This window comes from Streptomyces sp. NPDC050549 (assembly GCF_040655035.1).
In the GTDB taxonomy this organism is placed as follows: Bacteria; Actinomycetota; Actinomycetes; order Streptomycetales; family Streptomycetaceae; genus Streptomyces.
This window is the reverse complement of the sequence record NZ_JBFAJD010000014.1, coordinates 89,386-109,283: the sequence shown is the minus strand read 5'-3', so window position 1 is coordinate 109,283 and position 19,898 is coordinate 89,386. Positions and strand designations below refer to the sequence as shown.

Sequence of the window (19,898 nt, the reverse complement as noted above, 5' to 3'; positions counted from 1 at the left end):
AGGCAGCCGCGTCTCTACGCCGGGCCGACCGCGGCTGTCGGGGTGGGTGCGCCGAGGCGGCGGGCGGCTTCGACGACGACGGCCCGGTGTTCGACCAGCCGTTCGGGCCGGTAGGGGTCGGTGCCGTCGGCAGCCGTGAGGAGATCCCGTGGCGCGAGAACCCAGCTCTGGGACCGAGGTTGGAAAGGGGCTCAGTATCCGGAAAGCGGCCCGGAGACTCCCGGACCGACCGTTGAGGGGAATCGGTCGGCTCATGCGGGGCACCCGTCCGGTCATCAGCACCAGAGACGCCCGCGCCCACCAGGGCGCGGTGGTCCGGTGCCACAGGCCGGAACTAATGAGGCGCTCACCGTGGAAAACCGCAATGACCCCGAAGGCATCGCGCTGTCGTCGTACGAACGCCTCGCCTTTTTGCTCATCGAGGCGGAACTCCACCGGGACCGACAACTCGTCCGGCGTATGCGCCACCCGGAGACCCGGCCGTGGCTGTCCCTGTCGGTGGCCGCTCTGACGTGCGCCTCACTGCTCCTCCTCGTCACGGGAATCCTCACCGCCGACCTCGCCGTCCTGTGTTGCTTCGCGGCCCTGTGGCCCGTCACCCTCCTGCTGGCCTTCCGGCTGCTTCGCCGTCCGGCCAACACGGAGGACCGCGCCAGGCCGTAACCGCGAACTCGACGCCGTCGCCCGGCGGTTCACACCGACAGACCCGGCTGCCCGGAAGCGACACCCGCGGACCGGGAGCCACCCGAAACCCGCCCTGATCGAGAGTCCCGCCATGTTGTTCCGGGCGGTCGGCACCGACACCGTGGGCATCGCCGGTAACCGAACCGCCTGTGGCTCCTGGCGCACCTCGTGTATCCCGTCGCCACGGGGGAACTGGGCGGCCATGGACGCCAAGGACGAAACCAAGGGCTCGTGCTGGCTGGAGACCGCACCGCCCACCGGACCGCCCGCTCCCCCGCCGTCACATGACCTGTCCGTCGACATCGCGGTGATCGGCGGCGGCATCGCGGGACTCAGCACGGCCTGGTAACTGGCCCGGCAGGGACGCGAGGTGGCCGTGCTGGAGGCCGGACGGCTCGCCGCAGGGGTCAGCGCTCGTACGACGGCCAAGCTGACCGTCCTGCACACGGTCGTCCACGACCATCTACGCCGCACCCGCGGCCCCGAGGGCGCCCGGCTGTACGCGCGCTCGCAGTCCGCAGCGATCCGCCACGCCGCCGAGATCGTCGAGGAGTTGGACATCGACTGCGACTGGGAGGCGGCGGCGGCTTTCACCTACGCCGAGGACCCGCGGCACGTCGAGGTGTTGCGTGCCGAAGCAGAGGCGGCACGCGAGGCGGGGCTGCCGACCGACTTCGTCACGGAGACCGACCTGCCCTTCCCGGTGGCCGGTGCGGTCCGGGTGACGGGCCAGGCGCAGTTCCACCCCTGGAAGTACCTGCTGGCGCTCGCGGACGACCTGCGTCGGCGCGGTGGTGCCGTGTACGAGGACACGCGGGTTGTGGGTCTCAGCGAGGGCGAACCCTGCGTGCTGACGACCGGCACCGGAGTGTCGGTGCGTGCCCGCGAGGTCGTGGTCGCCACGCACTACCCCGTGTTCGACCGGGCCCTGCTCTTCACCAGGTTGTCCCCGAGGCGGGAACTGGTGGTGGCGGGGACCGTCGACGAGGCCCTGGCCCCGCGCCATGTACATCACACCCGAGAAGGGCACCGTTCGGTGCGCAGCGCACCGTACCGCGACGGCAAACGCCTCCTGATCGTCACCGGGGAGCACTTCACGCCCGGTGCCACCGACATCGCGGAACGCTTCGCCCGACTGTCCGCCTGGGCCAGGGACCACTTCCCCGGCCTCACGCTCACGCATCGCTGGGTCACGCAGGACAAGCCCGGTGCCGGCACCGGAGGACATCCCCCGAGGCGAGGGTTGCGTTGTACGGACGGGCGGCCGCCCAGTGCGCCGTTCACCGCGACGAGAACGGGCGGCTCCACGCCGTCTCGGCCCGCTGCACCCACCTCGGCTGCATCGTGGCCCTCAACCGCGCGGAACAGGCATGGGAATGCCCGTGCCACGTCTCCCGCTTCGCCCCTGACGGACAGATCCTCCAGGGCCCCGCCGTACGGCCGTTGGAGAAACGCGACATCTGAGCGACACGGCGTTTCACGGTCGTGGCCCACGGGAACCCGGTGAGCACCCCATCGAGAGCTCGACCGACACAGAGAGAAGTTGAAGCGCCGTGACCGCGCGCACCGCAAAACAGAAAGCCCTGAACGTGGCCAGGACCGGCTGGTCGAAGGCCCGTGACCGCCACGGCAAGGGCGTACGCACCTGCGTTCCCGCGGTGGACAGCGGCGGATCCCCCGCCACGGTGCGCACGAACGCGGAGGGTAACATCGTCAGAGGCGAGGACTGACCAGCCCCCAGCCCCCCTGCCACCGTGCCTGCATGACCGGCCCCCGCCTGTTCATCGGGCTCATCCTGTCCGGCGTCGAGCCCGCGCACGTCCGCCGCCTCGACGTCACGGTGCCCGAGGACGCCGTCGCCTCCATCTACCCCCCCACCTGGCCTCCGCCACCCTGGAGATGCCGTCGCCGACGTGCTCCGCGGCATCGGGGCGGCGCGATCGCCACCGTCGTGACATCGCCGTCCAGGAGCCCTCACCGAGGTGAGCGAGACCGGCGGCGGCCCAACTGCCGCCGCGGGTCGCCGAGATATCCAGGCGACGTCGACATGTATGGGGTGAGAGTGGGCAGGCGCCGTTCATCCTGTTTTCCACCTGAGGCGGCACTGTGACCTTTCCCGTGAATGCCCGCGAACCGACCACCGCCGTCATCACGGCAACATCCGCCCACGTGGGTGACCTGCCGCGGATCGAGGACGGTGCCGAGGTCGCGCCCAAGGACGCACGCGTGATGTCGAGGCTCTTCCTGGACCGGCTCCAGGTCCTGGAAGAGGGCACCCACGAGTATCAGTACGCCCGCAACACACTCATCGAGATGAACCTGTCCCTGGTGCGCTTCGCCGCCCGCCGCTTCCGCAACCGCGGCAACGGCGACATGGAGGACGTCATCCAGGTCGGCACCATCGGTCTCATCAAGGCCATCGACCGCTTCGACCTCACCCGCGAGGTCGAGTTCACCTCCTTCGCCATCCCCTACATCGTCGGCGAGATCAAGCGCTTCTTCCGCGACACCACCTGGGCCGTCCACGTCCCGCGCCGCCTCCAGGAACTCCGCGTCGAACTCGCCAAAGGCAAGGAAACGCTCACCGCCACGCTGGGCCGCACCCCCGCGGTCAAGGAACTCGCCACCCACTTGGGCCTGACCGACAACCAGGTGATCGAGGGCCTCGTCGCGGCCAACGGCTACATCGCCGGCTCGATCGACACCCCTGGCGGCGAAGCCGAGACCTGCGAGGGCGCACCGAAGTACGCGGACACCATGGGCGACGCCGACCCCGCCATGGAACTGTTCGAGGACCTGCACACGCTCGGCCCCCTGCTGCAGAAGCTCGGCGAGCGCGAGCGGACCATCATCGAGATGCGCTTCGGCCAGGAGCTCACCCAGGCCGAGATCGGCCGCGAACTGCACCTGTCGCAGATGCAGATCTCCCGCCTCCTCACCCGCACCCTCACCAAACTCCGCACCGGCCTCCTGGACACCTGACGTCGGCCGCGGCGGCCGAGGCCCTCGCCTTGTCGTCGGCCTTGTGCTTCGGCGTCACGCATTTCGTCAACGATGCGCTGTCCCGGCGGGCCCGCGGCATGACCGTCGCCCTCCATACCCGGGCGGGCGGGACCGCGCTCGCGCTCGTCCTGGCACCGACTCCGTCGGACGGCTCCGCCTGGCTCTCGGCCCAGTGTTGGGGAGGTCTGTCGGGGGTCGGCACCGGGGCTCGCGGAAACGGAACACGGCAGGCCCGGCCCGGGACCGCTGCGCGGCGCTGTCCTGCGGTGTGCCGAGCGTCCTGGTGGCCGGCGTGGGAATCGGTGTGCGGTTCCTGGCGATGGCGCACGCGGACGGAGGCAGCGGTCTGTTACCGGTGGTGGAGAGCCGGGTCGTGTCCGTCGTCGTCATCGCCGGCGTATCGGCGTCCTACGGCGCCGTCCGGGCCATGCCGGCAGGAGCCTGGGCGACGGCGGTGGCGGCGGGCACGGTGGGCACCGCCGGCGATCGTGTGTACCTGGCGGCGACCGCGCGTCAACTCATGGCCGTGGCCACCGTGTTGTCGTCCTTCTGCCCCGCCGTCCCCGTCGGGCCTCGTCCTGCTGCTCATGGGAGAACGGCTGAACCGTCGTCAGGTCCTCGGCCTGGCCCGCGCGCGGCACTGGCCGTCGCGCAGATCGCCCTGCGCCGAGCCGAACCCGCCGAGTCTGCCGGCATGCGTCGGTCCCGCCCGTACGTCGCCGGAGCGTGGCCGAGGCGCCCGCCGGCCGCAGGTCGTCGGTGTCGTGTCGTGTCGTGTCGTGTCGTGTCGTGTCGTAGTACACCGCGTCCAGATCCTGGGTGCTTTGGTCCCCGACCGACACGATCCCGCCCACACCGGCGAAGTCGGGCAGCCATGTCGGACACGTCCGAGCCGCGGGCAGACCAGGCCGGTCAGGATTCGTGCGGGACGGGCGGCGGCCCGGAGCTTCGGTGGCTGGTGTCGCACCACGGGTAGGTGCGACTGCGCCGACAGGTGCACAGGGCGACACAGAACCGGTCGGACGAGACGGTGGTGCCGTCCTCCAGCGTGACGTCCACCGGCCCCTCGACCAGCAGTGGTCCCGTGCGGCGGGCAACTATGCGACAGCGCCGTTCATCAGAGTCGTGCGGCACGAATGATCACCAGCTCTTCCTTCTCGGCGTCGTCCTCGATCAGGCTGCGGTCGCGCAGCCAGCCGCTGCGGGACCGCATGACGGGGCCGAAGGCGACGCTGCGGTGTTCCTCGATTCCGGCCTCCAGGCCTGCCGCCCGCAACCGGCGCAGCGTCTCTTCCGGGCCGCTCAGCGCGGACTGGACGACCAGCAGCACTCCCCCCGGCTTCAGCAGTACGGGTGCGTCCTGACAGATCCGGTCCAGTACGAGACGGCCGTCGTGTCCCGCGTCCCAGGCCCGGGCCGCACCCCGCCGAGGGCACGCGGCAGTCGGGGCCGGCACGTACGGCGGGTTGGAGAGAACGAGGTCGAAGGATCTCCCTGTGACGGGAGCCAGCAGGTCGCCGCGTCTGACGCGGATCGCGAGACGCGCCAGCAGCGCGTTGACCTTGGCGTTGAGAGCCGCTCGCCAGGAGATGTCGATCGCCGTGACGCGGGCGCCGAGTCGGGCCGCGGCCATGGCGACGGCACCTGTCCCCGTGCCCACGTCGAGGACTTCGGCGTGCGGGGGAAGGAGTTCCTCGCGCAGGAATCGGATGAGCAGGTCGGTGTCGTCCTGCGGGGTGTAGACGCCGGGCAGAGTGACCGTGGTCATGGGGTGTCGTCTCCGGTTCTCGCGGATGCCGCAGAACCTGTTCGGGGTCAGAACAGCGGTCGGACAGGCATGCGCAGCGATGGCTCCCCCGCTCGCCACGCGCCGAGGAGATGATCGGCGAGGCGGTCTTCGAGATACGTCGTGGCGTCCACGCCGAAGGCGACATCGCCTTCGAGGTACGGCTCCTCTTCGAGCAGACCCGCTACGACCTCCCGGCGGACGACCTGTTCGTGCACCGCGTCGGCCTCGACGTGCTCGTCGTAGAAGTGCTCGGCGGCCGGTCCGGCGCCGGTGCGCCGCATGGCCTGGGCCAGGCGCCGTGAACCTGGGGACGACGTGATCTCGACGGTGGCGAAATGCCCGACCAGGGCGCCTCGCAGGGCGCGGTGCAGGCCGAAGAGGGACATCAGGTTCACGGTGGCGAGGGCCTCGGGGCCGGCCGCGTCGAGGTAGTGGCCGTAGTCGGTGTCCAGTTCGAGGTCGGCCATGAGATCGGCGAACAGACGCGCGTGCACGCGATCCGCGCGGCCCCCGCCGAACTCGTCGAACTCCACGGCCGCCATGGCCGCCTTCGCCCGGCCCCACAGCCGGGGCAGCACCCAGGCATGCGGATCGGCCTCCTTGAGGTGGTAGAGCGAGCGCTGGGCCGCGTACTCGCGTATCTGCCACAGTTCTCCCTCGTCCCGCAGGAAGTGGCTGACGCCCGATCCGTCGACGGGTTCGACCAGCAGTTCGTCCAGTGCCTCGCCGGCGAGCTTGTGTACGGTCGCCGCGTCACGCAGCGTCCGGAGAAACGGCTGTTCCAGGGCTGCCCGGACCCTGAGCAGGTCGGGGTCCCACTCGCGGTCGGCATCGACGCCGGCGAATCCCCGGTAGTGCAGCTCGTAGCAGAGGTACAGGGCGAGCTGGAGATCGTCTCCGAGCGGTTCGGCGGCAGAGATCTCCCGGTCGTTCGGAAGTGGCCCCGTATTCCGCAGGTGTTCGATGATCGCCGTCGAGATCCGACCGCGAGCGGACGGCAGGGCCGGTTCCGGCGATGTGACGTTCATGAACTCCGGGTACCCGTGATCCAGAAGCTCTCACGTGAGGCGTTCGCCGTATGCCTGATCGTCTCGCGGGTACACGGCCGGTTCCGTACCCCGATCTCTGGAGCCGTCCGTGAGCGCACGTCCCCGCAACGTATTCGTCGTCGGCCTCGACGAGGCCGATCTGCGGACCCTGCGGGCCGCGCACGCCGAAGAGCTGCGTCTGCATCCCCCCCTTGTGACCATCGAGGAGCTCCAGCACAGCGAGGTGGACGTGCCGCAGCTGATCGACCGGCCCGCAGCGTGCTGGACGGCTTCGGCGGACCGATCGACGCGATCGTCGGCTACTGGGACTTCCCCGTGAGCACGCTTGTCGCGCTGCTCGCGGAGGAGTACAGGACGCGCGCCACAGGTCTGGAGTCGGTGGTCAAGTGCGAGCACAAGTACTGGAGCCGTCTCGTGCAACAGGAGGTGGTCACGGAACATCCGCGCTTCGGCCGGGTGGATCTCGACGCGGCCGACCCACGGCCGCCGGAGGGTGTGGGCTTCCCCATGTGGGTCAAGCCGGCGCTGTCTTACTCCTCCGAACTCGCCTACGGAGTGGGGGACTTGGAGGAGTTCCGCACATCGTCAAGGACCGCGGCACCGTCCACTACGACACGCTGGACCTCGACGTCGGCTGCCGCGTGCACGAGCGGTACACCTCGGTCGCCGACGACGTCACCTCACCGGCCGGGGAGGTGACGTGGACCATGGGTTTCCGGCGCAAGGAGTGGGACGTACGGTTCCGTACGAGCACGACGTTGACCTGCGACTCAGAGGAGTTCCACGTCGACGCCACACTGGACGCCTTCGAGGGCGGTCGACGCGTGGCCTCGCGCACCTGGAACGAGTCGGTCCCCAGGGACGCGCTCTGTGCCGTCGCGCGCGCAGGTACGGAGGCGGCCACGCGCGAGGGCGCTGCCGGGACTTCAAGTGGCTTGCTGTGACTGCCGGTTGTGACGTTTGTTCGGGCCCGTTCGGCGCACCCGAAGAGCTGACACAGCCTTTGTCCCAGGAATTGGAGACGCATCATGGGAATCATCGCGTGGATCATCATCGGTCTGCTCGCCGGCGTCATCGCCAAGATTTTGATGCCGGGCAAGGACCCCGGCGGCATCATCGTCACCATGCTCATCGGCATCGTCGGCGGTCTGCTCGGCGGCTGGCTCGGCAAGGTCATCTTCGGCGTCGACTCCATCGACGGATTCTTCGACCTCTCCACCTGGATCGCCGCGATCGTGGGCTCCCTCATCCTGCTCCTGCTCTACCGCCTCGTCACCGGCAACCGGCACTCGCACCGGCACGCCTGACCGAGCGAGGGCATACGCCCGCGCAGGCCGGACGGCTCCCCCCTGGTTCACAGGAGGGGAGCCGTCGGCGTGTACGGCGGGCTCCGCCGGCCCCGCGCGGCAGTGCCGTGTGCGGGTACCGGGCGCTCCCTGGGGCAGTTTCGCCAGGTGGACGGCGTTGGCGGCGAGCGTCTTGGTGGGGGCGAAGGCTTCGAGGGTGTTGCCGAGGTCCTGGTGGTCGGTGCCCTGCTGGGCTTCGCCGACCCAGTGGCCGACCGCGCCGGGCGGCAGGGAGAACCCGAGGTCGTTGGGGCCCTGGAAGCCGTCGGCACTCACCTTGTGCGTTGTGAGCCGAGGACGCCGCGACGCGCGTGGTGGACGGAGGCCGGGAGAGTCCGGCGGGGGCGGCGCGCGACCTCCCCAGGCAGTGCGCCGCCCCGCCATCGCGCTGCGATTACCCGCGAGTTGCAGCCTTATGCCCATCCGGAGCCGCGAGCATGCCGTTCGCAGTTGTCCCTGTGACCAAGCGCCGCGATGCGGAAGCGGGCCGACGTCCAAAGGGACCGTGGACACAGCACGGAATCGGGCGTTCGCATTGCGGATTGCGCGCCACTACATCGAGGGAGTCCACCGGCGCCGCACCCTCCACGGCCCCCGGGACCTCGGCCGGTCCGATCCGATCCCTCGCCACACCGGCCCACCGGCCTCCTCGGTCACGGACGCCCCCGCTCGCCGACATCGCCGGCAACGAGGACGGGCGTACGAAGTGAGTCCTTCCGGCACCCCGGCAAGGTTCCCGACCGCCACGCCCGTGGCGACCACGTTCTTCTTCCACCGCGGCGAATACCGCGCCGCCTCAGATCCCTTCCAGCGGCCCAGGTGCGACCGAACGTCGCGAAAGGTGTGCTTCAGGCGGGTCGGTCGCGCTGCCAGGGGTAGTCGGAGCGTGGGAGCCGAGCTTCTCTCGGTGTCCCTTCGACAGAAGCGCCCCCCGATCCGCGCAGGGCGTGCGGGACAAGACGAAGGAGTGCCCATGGATGCGATCGTGCTGCTGAAGGACGACCACCAGACGGTCGAGAAGCTGTTCAAGGAGTTCGAGAAGGCCGGAGACCGTGCCTACAAGACGAAGCGGAAGATCGCCGACAAGGTTGATCGAGGAGCTGACGGTCCACACCTGGATCGAGGAGAAGATCTTCTATCCCGCCGCGCGTGCCGCCGTACCGGACACCACCGACCACGTACTGGAGAGCGTCGAGGAGCACCACGTCGTGCTGTGGATGCTGTCCGAGCTGGCCCGCCTGGACCCCGAGGACGAGCGCTTCGACGCCAAGATGACCGTTCTCATGGAGAACGTCCGGCACCACGTCGAGGAGGAAGAGAAGGAGTGGTTCCCCCAGGTCCGCTCCGCTCTCGGCCGCAACCGGCTGGGCGAACTGGGCGAACAGCTCAGCGCCGCCAAGCCCGACGCGCCCCACGATCCTCTTCAGGTTCCCAGCGCGCACGAATGACCCGCGCGGGACCGCGAGACGGCCCGGGAACCCGCCTCCCGCCCCAACCGTCCGCTTGTACCGGCGTCACGCGCCGCTGGGCGTCGACCACCTGGAATCCTCCCCCGGTATCGCACAGTGGCCGCCCCTCCCTCTGTTTGGAGATTCAGCATGTCCAGTTCCACCGCGTCCGACCCGCTGGCCGGCCTGGCCGCCGCGGGGGTGTCGATCTGGCTCGACGACCTGTCCCGCGAGCTGCTGGCCGGGGGTGAGCTGGAGAAGCTGATCGCCGACCGGCATGTCGTCGGGGTCACGACGAACCCCACGGCCTCAGTAAGGGTCGGACGTGACCGAGAAGTCGAAACCGGCGCGCTCGGCGCCGGCCACGGGAGCCGGAAACGACGGTGGCGCCCTTCTTGGTAGCAGCTCTCGGATGCCGTGTCCGCGTACTCGGATCATGTCATTTCAGGCGCGCGGAACACGGCGTCATGTGCGCTCCTTCTTGGGAAACAGGTACTCGTCCAGGATGAGGCCGACCGCGACGGCCGCCGGGATGGCGACGAGGGCGCCGATGATGCCGAGAAGCGCCCCGCCGACCAGTACCGCGAGGACGGTGACCAGCGGGTGGACGTCGACGGCGAACTTCATGGCCCTGGGCACGATGAGGTAATCCTCGGCGATCCGGAAGACGACGTAGAAGACCGCAGTCGCGATCGCTATGGGCAGGGACACCGACAGCGCGACGAGGCTGACGACGATTCCGGCGAGGGTGGAGCCGACGATCGGGATCAGGTCCATCAGGGCGGTGAAGACGCCCAGTGCGGCGGCGTACGGCACGCCGGTGGCCGCGCACCAGCCGAAGGTGGCCACACCCGCGATCCCCGAGGTGACGAGGTTGCCGAGCATGAACTTGCCGATCCGGTTCATGATCTCTTCGGCCACGCCCTCGACGCGCTCGCGCCGGCTTGCCGCCACGAAGCGGTAGCAGAACTCCTTGATGGCCGGCAGCGCGGCCATGCAGTACAGGGTCACCGTGATCACGATCGCCGTGGACGTGACAGTACTCAGGACCACCTGGCCGGCGCCCAGGACACCTCCCGCCAGACCGGACGCTCCGCCTCCCGAACCGATCTGCTCCTTGGCCTTCTCGACGAGGTGGAAGCGGTCCTCCAGGCGGCCGATCGTGGACTGGTGGTTGTGGACCTGTTCCAGCCAGCCGGGCACCGCGTCCACCAGTGCGCCGAGCTCCTTGGCCACCGGCGGAATGACCAGAGCCAGGAATCCGGTGAGTACGACGAGGAAACCGGTCAGCACGATGGCGACGGCCCAGCCGCGCCGCAGACCCCGGCGGGTGAACCGGAGAACAAGGGGTTCCAGGCTGATCGCGATGAACATGGCCAGCAGGAGCAGGGTCAACATCGAACCCACTCGCAGGACGGTCTGCACGGCGAGCCACGCCAGGCTCGCCCCCAGTCCCAGGGCGAACCCCACCGTCACCCATGACCGTCTGCGCCCACCGCGTGCGTCTCGGCGCGGCGGCTCCTGGGGTGGCTTCCGAGACGCCTCCACGGCGTCCGCCGGGGCGGGATCAGAACCGTTCACTCCTGCCCCTTGCGCCTCACCCTGCTTCCCCCGGGCGGACCCGGGCTCCGAATGCGCGGACATCACGACCACTCTCCTCGGCGGCCTCGAATGGGCGTGGGTGTCCCGGGTACCCAGGTATCCGGCTCGTACCGCGTCCGCCACCACCCGGCGCGTCGTGAGACGGCCGGGGCACGGGACGTTGAACGCTTGGCCGACATCCGATCCCTTCAGGCGGGAGCCGAATACCGTGACCGATCTCGATCCCTTCACAGACCTGCTCGACTGTCCGATGTACGTCGTGACCGCCGAGGCCGACGGAGAGAGAGCCGGCTGTCTGGTCGGATTCGCCTCGCAGTGCTCGATCGAGCCCGCCCGGTTCATGGTCTGGCTGTCCAGGGCCAACCGGACGTACCGCGTCGCCGAGCGAGCCGAACGACTCGCGGTCCATCTCCTCCACCGCGACCAGGACCGGCTGGCCCGGCTCTTCGGCGGCGAGACCGGCGATCGCACGGACAAGTTCGCGGGCGTCCCCTGGCACCGGGGACCGGGCGGGTCACTGATCCTCGACGAGGCTCCCGCCTGGTTCGTCGGCCGGGTGGAGAACCGGGTCGACGGCGGCGACCACGTCGGTTTCCTGCTCGCTTCGGAGGTGGCGGAGAACATCGCAGGCGACCGCCCCCCGCTGCTGACGCTGGGAGACACCCACGGCATCACCCCGGGACACCCGGCGGACTGAGCGGCTAACGCACGCGCCTGCGTCGTATCACCGCTCCCAGACCCGCCGCTGCCGCTGCCGTCGCGGCGGCCAGCACGAGCCCGGGGTGTCGGGCGAGTGCCGCCTCGGCCGAGTGGGGACGGGACGTCTCGTCGAAGGAGCCGTGTGCGCCGTAGTCGTGTTCCGGGGCCGTGTCGGCCGGCTGCCAGAGGTTGGTCGGACGGGTGCCGGATTCGCCGTCGTCGGTCTGCTGCGAGGCGTAGCCCGTACGGGCGAGGTAGCGGTCCAGCAGGGCGGGTGCCAGTTTGTCGGCGAGGATGGTCGCGGCGGTGGACGCGCCCACGTAGTACTGCTTGCGGTGCGGATGGTCCGCCGCGTTCACCACGGCGCGGGCGGCCACCTCGGGCTGGTAGATGGGCGCGACGGGCCGAGGGCTTTTCGGCAGCCGGGACAACACCCATGAGAACTGCGGGGTGTTGACGGCCGGCATCTGCACGACGGTGACGTGCACCTGGCTGTGCTGGTGCATGAGCTCGGTGCGCACGCTCGAAGTGAAGCCGTTGACGGCGTGCTTGGCACCGCAGTAGGCGGACTGGAGCGGGATGGAGCGGTCACCGAGGGCCGAGCCGATCTGCACGATCACCCCGGCGTCCCGCGGGATCATACGCTGGAGCGCGGCCCGGGTGCCGTGCACGAAGCCCAGGTAGCTGACCTCGGTGACCCGTTTGTACTCGTCGGGCTCGATCTCCATGAACGGTGCGAACACCGACGTGAAGGCGTTGTTGACCCAGACGTCGATCGGCCCGAAGGCCTCCTCGGCGGCCACGGCAGCGGCCTCGACCTGTGCGGGGTCGGCCATGTCGGTGGGCACGGCGAGGGCACGGCCGCCCCGTTCCTCGACATCGGCGACCGTGGCGTCGAGGCCCGCCTTGCCCCGCGCGAGGAGAACGACGTTCGCGCCCCGCTCGGCGAAGAGTCGGGCGGTGGCCCGGCCGATCCCGGCGCTGGCTCCGGTGATGACGACGGTCTGCTGGTTCATGCTCGTCCTGTTCGTCTCGGAAGTCATGTGGGAATGCCCGGAGTTCGGGCGAGGGTGGCCGCGGTGTCGGGTATGAGGGCGTGGACGAACGCCTGCGGCAGGCTGCCGCGCAGTCGGCGTCGGGCGATGTCGTACTCCCGGACACAGCCGCCGTGGGGGCGCGGGTTCCGTCGAAGGAGAGGTCCTCGATGCGCGTGTGGTCGTGGAACCACTCCCGATGGCGCAGGTCGGGAATCGCGGCAGCCGCGTGTGCGTGGATGTGCGGGGCGCAGTGGCCGGAGCGTTCCAGTCCCGCTGCTTCCGGGAGGGCCACCGCGTGCAGCCGGACGGTGATTCCGCCGCAGCGGGCGACGCCGGCCTGGAGGCGGTCCAGGTTCCGGCGGGCCTGGGCGATCCGCTCTCGGTCCCGCCGTTCCGCCCGGCCCCAGGACTCCCCGACCTTGATCTTCACTCGGGGGATGTCCAACTCCTCGGTCCAGCTCATCGCCTCGTTCGCGCCGGGCGCGTTCCAGATTCTCAAGCCCGTTACTACGTCGGCGAGTTGGTGCTCGACAACGCGGGCGGTGGCACCACCGGTGCGCAGCGGCTCGCCCTCCCCGCCGGCACCCGTGCGCGAGGCCATCACTCCCCCGGCTTGTCCTGGCGCTGCTTGCCGCCGGGAAGCATGTCCTGGACCTTCGCCTTCAGGCCCTGGCGGATCATGCCGACGCGGTCGCTGTCGCCCTTGAGGACGGCCGAGGTGGCGGCCTCGATCTGTTCCAGCGTGGCGTGCGGCGGGATCGGCGGTACGGCGGGGTCGGTGCGGAAGTCGATGACGAAGGGCCGGTCGGCGCCGAGAGCCCGCTGCCAGGCATCCTCCACGTCCCCCGGCTTCTCCACCCGCACCCCGTCGAGCCCGATCGAGCGGGCGAAGTCGGCGTACGGCACGTCCGGGAGAGACTGGGAGGGCAGGAACTGCGGGGCACCGGCCAGGGCCCGCATCTCCCACGTGACCTGGTTGAGGTCCTGGTTGTTGAGGACCGCGACGATCAGCCGCGGGTCCTCCCACTCGGGCCAGTACTTGGCGGCGGTGATGAGTTCGGCCATGCCGTTCATCTGCATGGCCCCGTCCCCGACGATCGCCAGGGCGGGCCGGTCCGGGTGGGCGAACTTGGCGCCGATGACATAGGGCACACCCGGGCCCATGGTGGCGAGGGTCCCGGACAGGGAGCCGCGCATGTTGCCGCGCATGCGCAGGTGCCGTGCGTACCAGTTGGCGGCCGAGCCGGAGTCCGCGGCCAGGATGATGTCGTCCGGCAGGAGCGCGTCGAGGGTGTGCACGACGTACTCGGGGTTGATCGGGTCCGCGTCCACGGCGGCCCGCCGCTGCATGACGTCCCACCAACGGGCCGTCGCCATCTCGGTCTTCTTGCGCCACGAGCCGTGCTTCTTGCGCTTCAACTGCGGCAGCAGCGCTCGCAGGGTCTCCTTCGCGTCTCCGACGAGGTTGACCTCGAAGGGGTAGCGCAGCCCGATCATGAACGGGTCGATGTCGATCTGCACGGCCCGGGTCTGCCCGAACTCCGGCAGGAACTGGGTGTACGGGAAGCTGGAGCCGACGACGAGCAGCGTGTCGCAGTCCCGCATCATCTCGTAGGAGGCGCGGGTGCCGAGCAGTCCGATCGATCCGGTGACGTACGGCAGATCGTCGGGCAGGGCGTCCTTGCCGAGCAGCGCCTTGGCCACCCCGGCGCTGAGTACCTCGGCGATCTCCTCCACCTCGGCCCGGGCACCGCGCGCGCCCTGCCCGATCAGGATCGCGACCTTCTCGCCCTCGTCCAACACCGCGACGGCGCGCGCGAGTTCGGCTGCGGGCGGGATGGGCGCGGAGTGTGTCAGGCCGAGGCTGGACGGCACCATCTTGAAGGCGTGGGTGGGCTCCGAGTAGGTCAACTCCTGTACGTCCGCGGGGATGACGACCGCGGTCACCGTCCGCCGGGCGTACGCGGTGCGCATGGCCCGGTCGATGACGTTGGGCAGTTGCTCGGGGACGGTCACCATCTCGCAGTACGCGGAGGCCACGTCCTTGTAGAGGCTCAGCAGGTCGACCTCCTGCTGGTAACTGCCGCCCATGGCGCTGCGGTTGGTCTGCCCGACGATCGCGACGACGGGCACGTGGTCGAGCTTCGCGTCGTAGAGCCCGTTGAGGAGATGGATCGCGCCGGGGCCCGAAGTGGCCGCGCAGACACCGACCTTGCCGGAGAACTTGGCGTAGCCGACGGCCTCGAACGCGGACATCTCCTCGTGCCGCGACTGCACGAACTTCGGTTTGTTGTCGGCACGGCCCCAGGCGGCGAGGAGGCCGTTGATGCCGTCGCCCGCGTAGGCGAAGACATGGTCGACGTCCCATTCGCGGAGCCGCTGGAGAACGTAGTCGGACACCTTGATGGACACGGGAGTTCCTCTCATCGTGCTGATTGCCGGTTGCGCAGCCAGTAGGTTCCGGCCGCGGTGGCTCCGAGGACGGCGGCCGCGGCGCCCGCGGTCAGCAGGCGGCCGTCGCGGACGGAGCCCTTGGGCCGGTCGGCGAGCTTCTCGGGGTGGCCGGCGGGCAGGTGTTGTCCGTCCAGGGCGAGCGCCAGGGCCTCGGCCAGGTGCAGGGCGCGTCTGCCGGTGTCGCCCTGTTCGATCTGCGTACGGCAGCTGAAGCCGTCCGCGAGGACCAGCGCGCCGGGGGCGGTGTCCCGCACGGCGGGCAGCACCCCTTGCTCCGCCACGGTCATGGACAGGTCGTAATGGCCTTGTTCGAAGCCGAAGTTGCCGGCCAGGCCGCAGCAGCCGGCGTCCAGGACGTTCGCGTCGATCCCGGCGCGGCGCATCAGTTCGCGGTCGGCGTCGTCCTTCGTGACCGCGTGCTGGTGGCAGTGGGTCTGCACGGTCGCCGACCTGGTGAGCCGCGGGGGCTGCCAGTCGTCCGGGGCGTGGTTGAGGAGTTGCTCGGCGAAGGTCCTGAACTGCCCGGCCAGGCGCCGCACGTCCTGGTCGTCGGGCAGCAACTCAGGGGCATCGGCGCGGAAGACGGCCGTACAGGACGGTTCGAGACCGATGACGGGCGTGCCGGCCTCCAGCCAGGGCCGCAGCACGTCGAGCGTGCGGCGCAACACCCGCTTGGCAGTGGCGAGTTGGCCGGTCGAGATCCAGGTCAGGCCGCAGCACACGGACCGGGCGGGGACGGCGACGTTGAATCCGGCGTCTTCCAGGACCCGGACGGCGGACTTCGCGACGCCGGGGTGGAAGTAGGTGCTGAACGTGTCCGGCCAGAGCAGAACGGTGCGCGGGCCGACCGGATCGGGGTCGGGAGTCCCACGTGCCTGCCACCACTGCACGAAGGACTCCTCGGCGAAGACCGGTGCGTCGCGCTCGACGGCCACGCCGGCGAGGCGCTTGCCGAGGCGGGCGATGCCGGGCGCGCCGAGTGCCGCGTTGACGAGTCGCGGCGCCGGCTGGGACATCCGCGCCCACACCGGCAGCCAGCCCATGGAGTAGTGCGCCGCCGGCCGCAGCCGCCCTGCGTAGTGGTGGGAGAGGAACTCGGCCTTGTAGGTCGCCATGTCGACCCCGACCGGGCAGTCGGACTTGCAGCCCTTGCAGGCCAGACAGAGGTCCAGGGCGTCGCGGACCTCGGTGGAGCGCCAGCCGTCCGTGATCGCGGAGTCCGCGTGTCCGTCGAGCATCTCGAACAGCAGCCGGGCCCGCCCGCGCGTGGAGTGCTCCTCCTCGCCGGTCGCCCGGTAGGACGGGCACATCACTCCGCCTTCGTGGGTACGGCAGTTGCCGATGCCGACGCAGCGCAGCACCGCCCGGCCGAAGGAGTGGTCGTCGTCGGGGTAACTGAAGTGCGTGTCGTGGCCGGCCGGGCGCCACAGGGGTCCCAGGCGCAGGTTCTCGTCGACGCGATAGGGGTCGACGACCTTGCCGGGGTTCATCCGGTTGTCCCGGTCGAACAGTGCCTTCACCTGCCCGAACGCGGCCACCACGGCCTCACCGAACATGCGCGGCAACAGCTCGCCGCGCGCCTGCCCGTCGCCGTGCTCGCCGGAGAGCGAACCGCCGTAGGAGGCCACCAGATCGGCAGCCCGGAAGAGGAACTCCCGGAAGTTCGCGACCCCTTCGGCGGTGGTGAGCTCGAAGGGGATACGGGTGTGCACGCAGCCCTGGCCGAAGTGGCCGTACAGGGACGGATGGTCGTAGCCGAACTCGGCGAAGAGCTTCTTCAGGTCCCGCAGGTAGTCGCCGAGTACCTCGGGCGCCACGGCCGAGTCCTCCCAGCCCTCCCAGGTCTCCCGGCCGTCGGGTGGGCGGGCGGTGACGCCGAGGCCGGCCTCGCGGGCCTTGAGCATCTTGCGTTCGCGCGCCGGGTCGTCGGAGAACGCGACCGTCGGATCGTTCTCGCCGCGTCCGAGCGCTTGGATCAACCGGCGGCCCTGATCGTCGACTTCGTCCTGACTGTCCCCGGTGAACTGGACCAGGAGCCAGCTCTCGCCCTCCGGGAGCTGGTGCAACGAGTCGAGATGGGCGCCCTCTTCGCGCATCAACTGGGCCATCCGCCCGTCGAACGCCTCCAGTTGGGTCGGGCTGCTGTGCCTCAGCAGCCGGGGCACGTCGTCGGCCGCCGCGCAGATGTCGTCGTAGCCGAGGACGAGGAGGGCTTCGTACGGCGGCACCGGCACGAGGTCGAGTTCGGCACGCAGGACGGTGACGAGGGTGCCCTCGCTGCCGACGAGCGCGCGGGCCACGTCGAAGCCGTTCTCGGGGAGCAGTGAGTCCAGGTTGTATCCGGAGACGCGGCGCGGGATGCGGGGGAACCCGCGCCGTACGTCCGCCACGGTGCGGTCGATGATCCGCCGCAACCCCTGGTGGATCTCGGCGCGGCGGCCGCCGGCCGCGATGATCGCGTCGTACTCGTCGTCCGAGGTGGGACCGACCCAGCAGCGGAGGCCGTCGTAGGTCAGGATCTCCAGGCGTCGTACGTTGTCCACGGTCTTGCCGTAGGCCTGGGCGGAGCCGCCGCACGAGTTGTTGCCGATCATGCCGCCGAGCGAGCAGTGGCTGTGAGTGGACGGTTTGGGGCCGAACTGGAGCTGGTGGTCGGCGAGTTGGCGGTTGAGTTCGTCGAGCACGATGCCGGGTTCGACGAGACAGGTGCGCCGGTCGGGGTCGACGGACAACACCTTGTTGCAGTACTTCGTCCAGTCGATGACCACGGCCGTGTTGGTGCACTGGCCGCCCAGGCTGGTGCCGCCGCCCCTGGAGAGCACCGGCGCCCCGAATTCGGCACAGACCGCGACCGCGTCCGCGCCGGCATCGATCGCGCGCGGGACCACGACGCCGATCGGGACCTGCCGGTAGTTCGAGCCGTCCGTGGCGTAGGCGCCCCGGCTGCCCGCGTCGAACCGCACCTCGCCGTCGACCCGCTCACGGAGCGCCTTCTCCAGGGCACGCGTGTCCGGCGCCGTCTCCGATTTCCGGGCCTCGATCACCATCGGCTCCCCTCTGTCGGCGCCCCGATGCAGCGGGCCGCTCGGCTGCGTAGGGCGAGTTCCCGGTGATCGGGGTGGCTAACGTCCGGTCCGGATCGAGCGTCGGCCCCCAGGTCCCGCCCGGGAGGACGAAAGGGCTCCGCCCACCTGGCAAGCCGTACATGGGGTTGATCACGTACGCGCCGATCCCGGCGGTGATGCCCGCGAGCCAGCCGCGCGACAGCGGTCGCCGGCGCGGCACGGACCGCCAGGCGCCCGGGTCCGAAGGCCCGCCGTCCAGAAGGGACTTGGCCTGATTGCTGTGCAGGCGCATCAGGGAGCTGGGGGCGGCGAAGGGCAGGGCTCCGAGGAAGCTGTGGATGTGCTGCTCGATCGGTTTGATCCTCATGATCGGCAGGACGCCGGCCTGCCGCCGGTCTGACCAAGTGTTTGCCGTGGCGGGACAGGGGTAGCTGGCCCGGTAGTGCTTCGGACAAGCAGGCACATCCATGGGAGCGGCCAAGCGTCGCGCCGGCGTGCCTGTCCGTACGGCTGGTGCGCTCCCCATGGTGATCGTCCGCCCCAGTTCAGGGGAAGCGGTGAGGCACGATGCCGACCCGAGTGAGTACGAAGCACCATCCGCACGACGACGCCCCCGACACCGCCGAGTCCTTCCGGCAGCTCGTCCTGCTCGCCCCCGGCCCGCAGCACGACACCGTGCGCGACCAGATCGTGGTCGCGTGGCTGCCGATGGCAGACCGGCTCGCCAGGCAGTTCCGCAACCGGGGTGAAAGCTCCGAGGATCTTCGTCAGGTCGCGGCCCTCGGCCTGGTCAAGGCCGTCGACCGCTACGACCCCGAACGCGGCAACGCCTTCGAGAGCTATGCCGTACCGACCATCACCGGCGAGATCAAGCGGCACTTCCGCGACTACATGTGGACCGTGCACGTGCCGCGCCGGGTGCAGGAACTGCGCAACCAGGTGCGGTTCGCCATCCAGGATCTGTCGCAGACCGTCCACGGTCGCCGCCCCACCACCGCCGAGATCGCCGCCGAGGCCGGCCTCAGCGAGGAGGACGTCCTGGTCGGACTGGGAGCCCTGGAGAGCTTCGCCTCCCTCTCCCTGGACGCGGAACTGCCCGTCGGCGAGGGCGGATACTCCCTCAGCGACACCCTCGGGGCACCCGATCCCGCCCTCGACACCGTCGTGGACCGCGAAGCCGTCAAGCCCGGTATCCATGCGCTTCCGGAACGTGACCAGGCCATCCTCTACCTGCGCTTCTTCCGCGGCCTGACCCAGGCCGCCATCGCCGAACGACTCGGCATCTCACAGATGCACGTCTCCCGTCTGATCTCCCTCTGCTGCGACCGACTGCGCGAAGAGGTGATGCACGACGCCGCCTGGACCCCGCCCCCGGCGACCGGTTTCCTTTCGCCTTCTCAGGGCACTTCGGTTGCCAGGCCATCGCGCGCCGCCGCCGGGCGGACGAGCGACGATGCTTGGATGACGTAACGCAAACAACCAATCAAACAGGGCGAGTTGCTCTGATCGCTGGAGGTGCCAGGTGAACCGGCGCACGACGCTCCTCGGCGTGGCCGAGATCCTGGCATGGTGGGCGGTCCTCGCCCTGCTGTGGCTGGTCTTCATCAGCGCTGTGAACACACCGGAACTCGTCGTGGGGGCGTCCACCGCGCTGGTCGGCGCATGCGCCGCGTGGGGTACGCGTCGCGCGGTGAGCGGGTGGTGAACGGCTGGACGGCCGCC

The 19,898-nt window shown here is 70.0% G+C and carries 16 protein-coding genes and 6 pseudogenes; 12 read left to right on the top strand and 10 right to left on the bottom strand.

The window, feature by feature from the left end; genetic code table 11:
* The first annotated feature begins 351 nt into the window (after positions 1 to 351).
* The 4 genes and pseudogenes from AB0I51_RS21865 to AB0I51_RS21850 all read left to right on the top strand — a co-directional run bounded on the left by AB0I51_RS21865 (position 352) and on the right by AB0I51_RS21850 (position 3,666).
* Entirely contained in the window at positions 352 to 663 is a 312-nt protein-coding gene (locus AB0I51_RS21865; protein ID WP_362977511.1) for a DUF3040 domain-containing protein, read from the top strand.
* 223 nt (positions 664 to 886) lie between these two features.
* Positions 887 to 2,148, top strand: a pseudogene (locus tag AB0I51_RS21860) (FAD-dependent oxidoreductase).
* An 89-nt stretch (positions 2,149 to 2,237) separates the two neighbouring features.
* On the top strand, positions 2,238 to 2,414 hold the full coding sequence (locus AB0I51_RS21855; protein ID WP_362977509.1) for a hypothetical protein: 177 nt from the start codon (positions 2,238 to 2,240) through the stop codon (positions 2,412 to 2,414).
* Between the two features lie 499 nt (positions 2,415 to 2,913).
* Positions 2,914 to 3,666 (top strand): SigB/SigF/SigG family RNA polymerase sigma factor, encoded by a 753-nt coding sequence (locus AB0I51_RS21850; protein ID WP_362977699.1) that lies wholly within the window; start codon positions 2,914 to 2,916, stop codon positions 3,664 to 3,666.
* A gap of 716 nt (positions 3,667 to 4,382) precedes the next feature.
* On the opposite strand, the pseudogene AB0I51_RS21845 reads toward AB0I51_RS21850, so the two are convergent.
* The 4 genes and pseudogenes from AB0I51_RS21845 to AB0I51_RS21830 all read right to left on the bottom strand — a co-directional run.
* A pseudogene (locus tag AB0I51_RS21845) lies at positions 4,383 to 4,589 on the bottom strand (hypothetical protein); the annotation flags it as partial.
* A 10-nt stretch (positions 4,590 to 4,599) separates the two neighbouring features.
* Positions 4,600 to 4,821, bottom strand: coding sequence for a CDGSH iron-sulfur domain-containing protein (locus AB0I51_RS21840; RefSeq protein WP_362977507.1), 222 nt, complete (start codon positions 4,819 to 4,821; stop codon positions 4,600 to 4,602).
* Positions 4,805 to 5,455, bottom strand: coding sequence for a HemK2/MTQ2 family protein methyltransferase (locus tag AB0I51_RS21835; RefSeq protein WP_362977505.1), 651 nt, complete (start codon positions 5,453 to 5,455; stop codon positions 4,805 to 4,807). The genes AB0I51_RS21840 and AB0I51_RS21835 overlap by 17 nt, the downstream gene beginning before the upstream one ends.
* Before the next feature lie 47 nt (positions 5,456 to 5,502).
* On the bottom strand, positions 5,503 to 6,504 hold the full coding sequence (locus tag AB0I51_RS21830) for an iron-containing redox enzyme family protein (protein WP_362977503.1): 1,002 nt from the start codon (positions 6,502 to 6,504) through the stop codon (positions 5,503 to 5,505).
* Positions 6,505 to 6,613: 109 nt separating this feature from the next.
* Here AB0I51_RS21830 and AB0I51_RS21825 point away from each other — a divergent pair.
* The 3 genes and pseudogenes from AB0I51_RS21825 to AB0I51_RS21815 all read left to right on the top strand — a co-directional run.
* A pseudogene (locus AB0I51_RS21825) lies at positions 6,614 to 7,110 on the top strand (biotin carboxylase); the annotation flags it as partial.
* A pseudogene (locus AB0I51_RS21820) lies at positions 7,107 to 7,394 on the top strand (peptidase S15); the annotation flags it as partial. The pseudogenes AB0I51_RS21825 and AB0I51_RS21820, both read left to right, overlap by 4 nt.
* A gap of 159 nt (positions 7,395 to 7,553) precedes the next feature.
* Positions 7,554 to 7,832, top strand: a complete 279-nt coding sequence (locus AB0I51_RS21815) for a GlsB/YeaQ/YmgE family stress response membrane protein (protein ID WP_362977501.1) — start codon at positions 7,554 to 7,556, stop codon at positions 7,830 to 7,832.
* A gap of 135 nt (positions 7,833 to 7,967) precedes the next feature.
* On the opposite strand, the pseudogene AB0I51_RS21810 reads toward AB0I51_RS21815, so the two are convergent.
* A pseudogene (locus tag AB0I51_RS21810) lies at positions 7,968 to 8,153 on the bottom strand (NADPH-dependent oxidoreductase); the annotation flags it as partial.
* An 806-nt stretch (positions 8,154 to 8,959) separates the two neighbouring features.
* On the opposite strand from AB0I51_RS21810, the gene AB0I51_RS21805 reads away from it, so the two are divergent.
* On the top strand, positions 8,960 to 9,319 hold the full coding sequence (locus AB0I51_RS21805; RefSeq protein WP_362977499.1) for a hemerythrin domain-containing protein: 360 nt from the start codon (positions 8,960 to 8,962) through the stop codon (positions 9,317 to 9,319).
* A gap of 150 nt (positions 9,320 to 9,469) precedes the next feature.
* Positions 9,470 to 9,721 (top strand): hypothetical protein, encoded by a 252-nt coding sequence (locus AB0I51_RS21800; protein WP_362977497.1) that lies wholly within the window; start codon positions 9,470 to 9,472, stop codon positions 9,719 to 9,721.
* Positions 9,722 to 9,784: 63 nt separating this feature from the next.
* On the opposite strand, the gene AB0I51_RS21795 is transcribed toward AB0I51_RS21800, so the two are convergent.
* Positions 9,785 to 10,795, bottom strand: coding sequence for an AI-2E family transporter (locus AB0I51_RS21795; RefSeq protein ID WP_362977495.1), 1,011 nt, complete (start codon positions 10,793 to 10,795; stop codon positions 9,785 to 9,787).
* A gap of 334 nt (positions 10,796 to 11,129) precedes the next feature.
* Between AB0I51_RS21795 and AB0I51_RS21790 the strand changes: the two genes are divergently transcribed.
* Positions 11,130 to 11,618: a flavin reductase family protein gene (locus tag AB0I51_RS21790; protein WP_362977493.1), complete on the top strand. Its 489-nt coding sequence runs from the start codon at positions 11,130 to 11,132 to the stop codon at positions 11,616 to 11,618.
* Positions 11,619 to 11,622: 4 nt separating this feature from the next.
* On the opposite strand, the gene AB0I51_RS21785 is transcribed toward AB0I51_RS21790, so the two are convergent.
* The 4 genes and pseudogenes from AB0I51_RS21785 to AB0I51_RS21770 all read right to left on the bottom strand — a co-directional run bounded on the left by AB0I51_RS21785 (position 11,623) and on the right by AB0I51_RS21770 (position 18,158).
* Positions 11,623 to 12,636: an SDR family oxidoreductase gene (locus tag AB0I51_RS21785; protein ID WP_362977491.1), complete on the bottom strand. Its 1,014-nt coding sequence runs from the start codon at positions 12,634 to 12,636 to the stop codon at positions 11,623 to 11,625.
* A gap of 166 nt (positions 12,637 to 12,802) precedes the next feature.
* A pseudogene (locus AB0I51_RS21780) lies at positions 12,803 to 13,096 on the bottom strand (enolase C-terminal domain-like protein); the annotation flags it as partial.
* 161 nt (positions 13,097 to 13,257) lie between these two features.
* Positions 13,258 to 15,069, bottom strand: a complete 1,812-nt coding sequence (locus tag AB0I51_RS21775; protein ID WP_362977489.1) for a thiamine pyrophosphate-requiring protein — start codon at positions 15,067 to 15,069, stop codon at positions 13,258 to 13,260.
* An 11-nt stretch (positions 15,070 to 15,080) separates the two neighbouring features.
* Positions 15,081 to 18,158: an FAD-linked oxidase C-terminal domain-containing protein gene (locus AB0I51_RS21770; protein ID WP_362977487.1), complete on the bottom strand. Its 3,078-nt coding sequence runs from the start codon at positions 18,156 to 18,158 to the stop codon at positions 15,081 to 15,083.
* Between the two features lie 585 nt (positions 18,159 to 18,743).
* Here AB0I51_RS21770 and AB0I51_RS21765 point away from each other — a divergent pair.
* Together AB0I51_RS21765 and AB0I51_RS21760 are read left to right on the top strand one after the other, a co-directional pair.
* Entirely contained in the window at positions 18,744 to 19,646 is a 903-nt protein-coding gene (locus tag AB0I51_RS21765) for an RNA polymerase sigma factor SigF (protein ID WP_362977485.1), read from the top strand.
* A 52-nt stretch (positions 19,647 to 19,698) separates the two neighbouring features.
* Entirely contained in the window at positions 19,699 to 19,881 is a 183-nt protein-coding gene (locus AB0I51_RS21760; protein ID WP_362977484.1) for a hypothetical protein, read from the top strand.
* Positions 19,882 to 19,898: the final 17 nt, after the last annotated feature.

Coding starts and splice junctions, on each gene's coding strand:
- AB0I51_RS21770 (WP_362977487.1), bottom strand. CDS start 18,158: ATGGTGATCGAGGCCCGGAAATCGGAGACGGCGCCGGACACGCGTGCC.
- AB0I51_RS21850 (WP_362977699.1), top strand. CDS start 2,914: ATGTCGAGGCTCTTCCTGGACCGGCTCCAGGTCCTGGAAGAGGGCACC.
- AB0I51_RS21830 (WP_362977503.1), bottom strand. CDS start 6,504: ATGAACGTCACATCGCCGGAACCGGCCCTGCCGTCCGCTCGCGGTCGG.
- AB0I51_RS21800 (WP_362977497.1), top strand. CDS start 9,470: ATGTCCAGTTCCACCGCGTCCGACCCGCTGGCCGGCCTGGCCGCCGCG.
- AB0I51_RS21815 (WP_362977501.1), top strand. CDS start 7,554: ATGGGAATCATCGCGTGGATCATCATCGGTCTGCTCGCCGGCGTCATC.
- AB0I51_RS21835 (WP_362977505.1), bottom strand. CDS start 5,455: ATGACCACGGTCACTCTGCCCGGCGTCTACACCCCGCAGGACGACACC.
- AB0I51_RS21765 (WP_362977485.1), top strand. CDS start 18,744: ATGCCGACCCGAGTGAGTACGAAGCACCATCCGCACGACGACGCCCCC.
- AB0I51_RS21785 (WP_362977491.1), bottom strand. CDS start 12,636: ATGAACCAGCAGACCGTCGTCATCACCGGAGCCAGCGCCGGGATCGGC.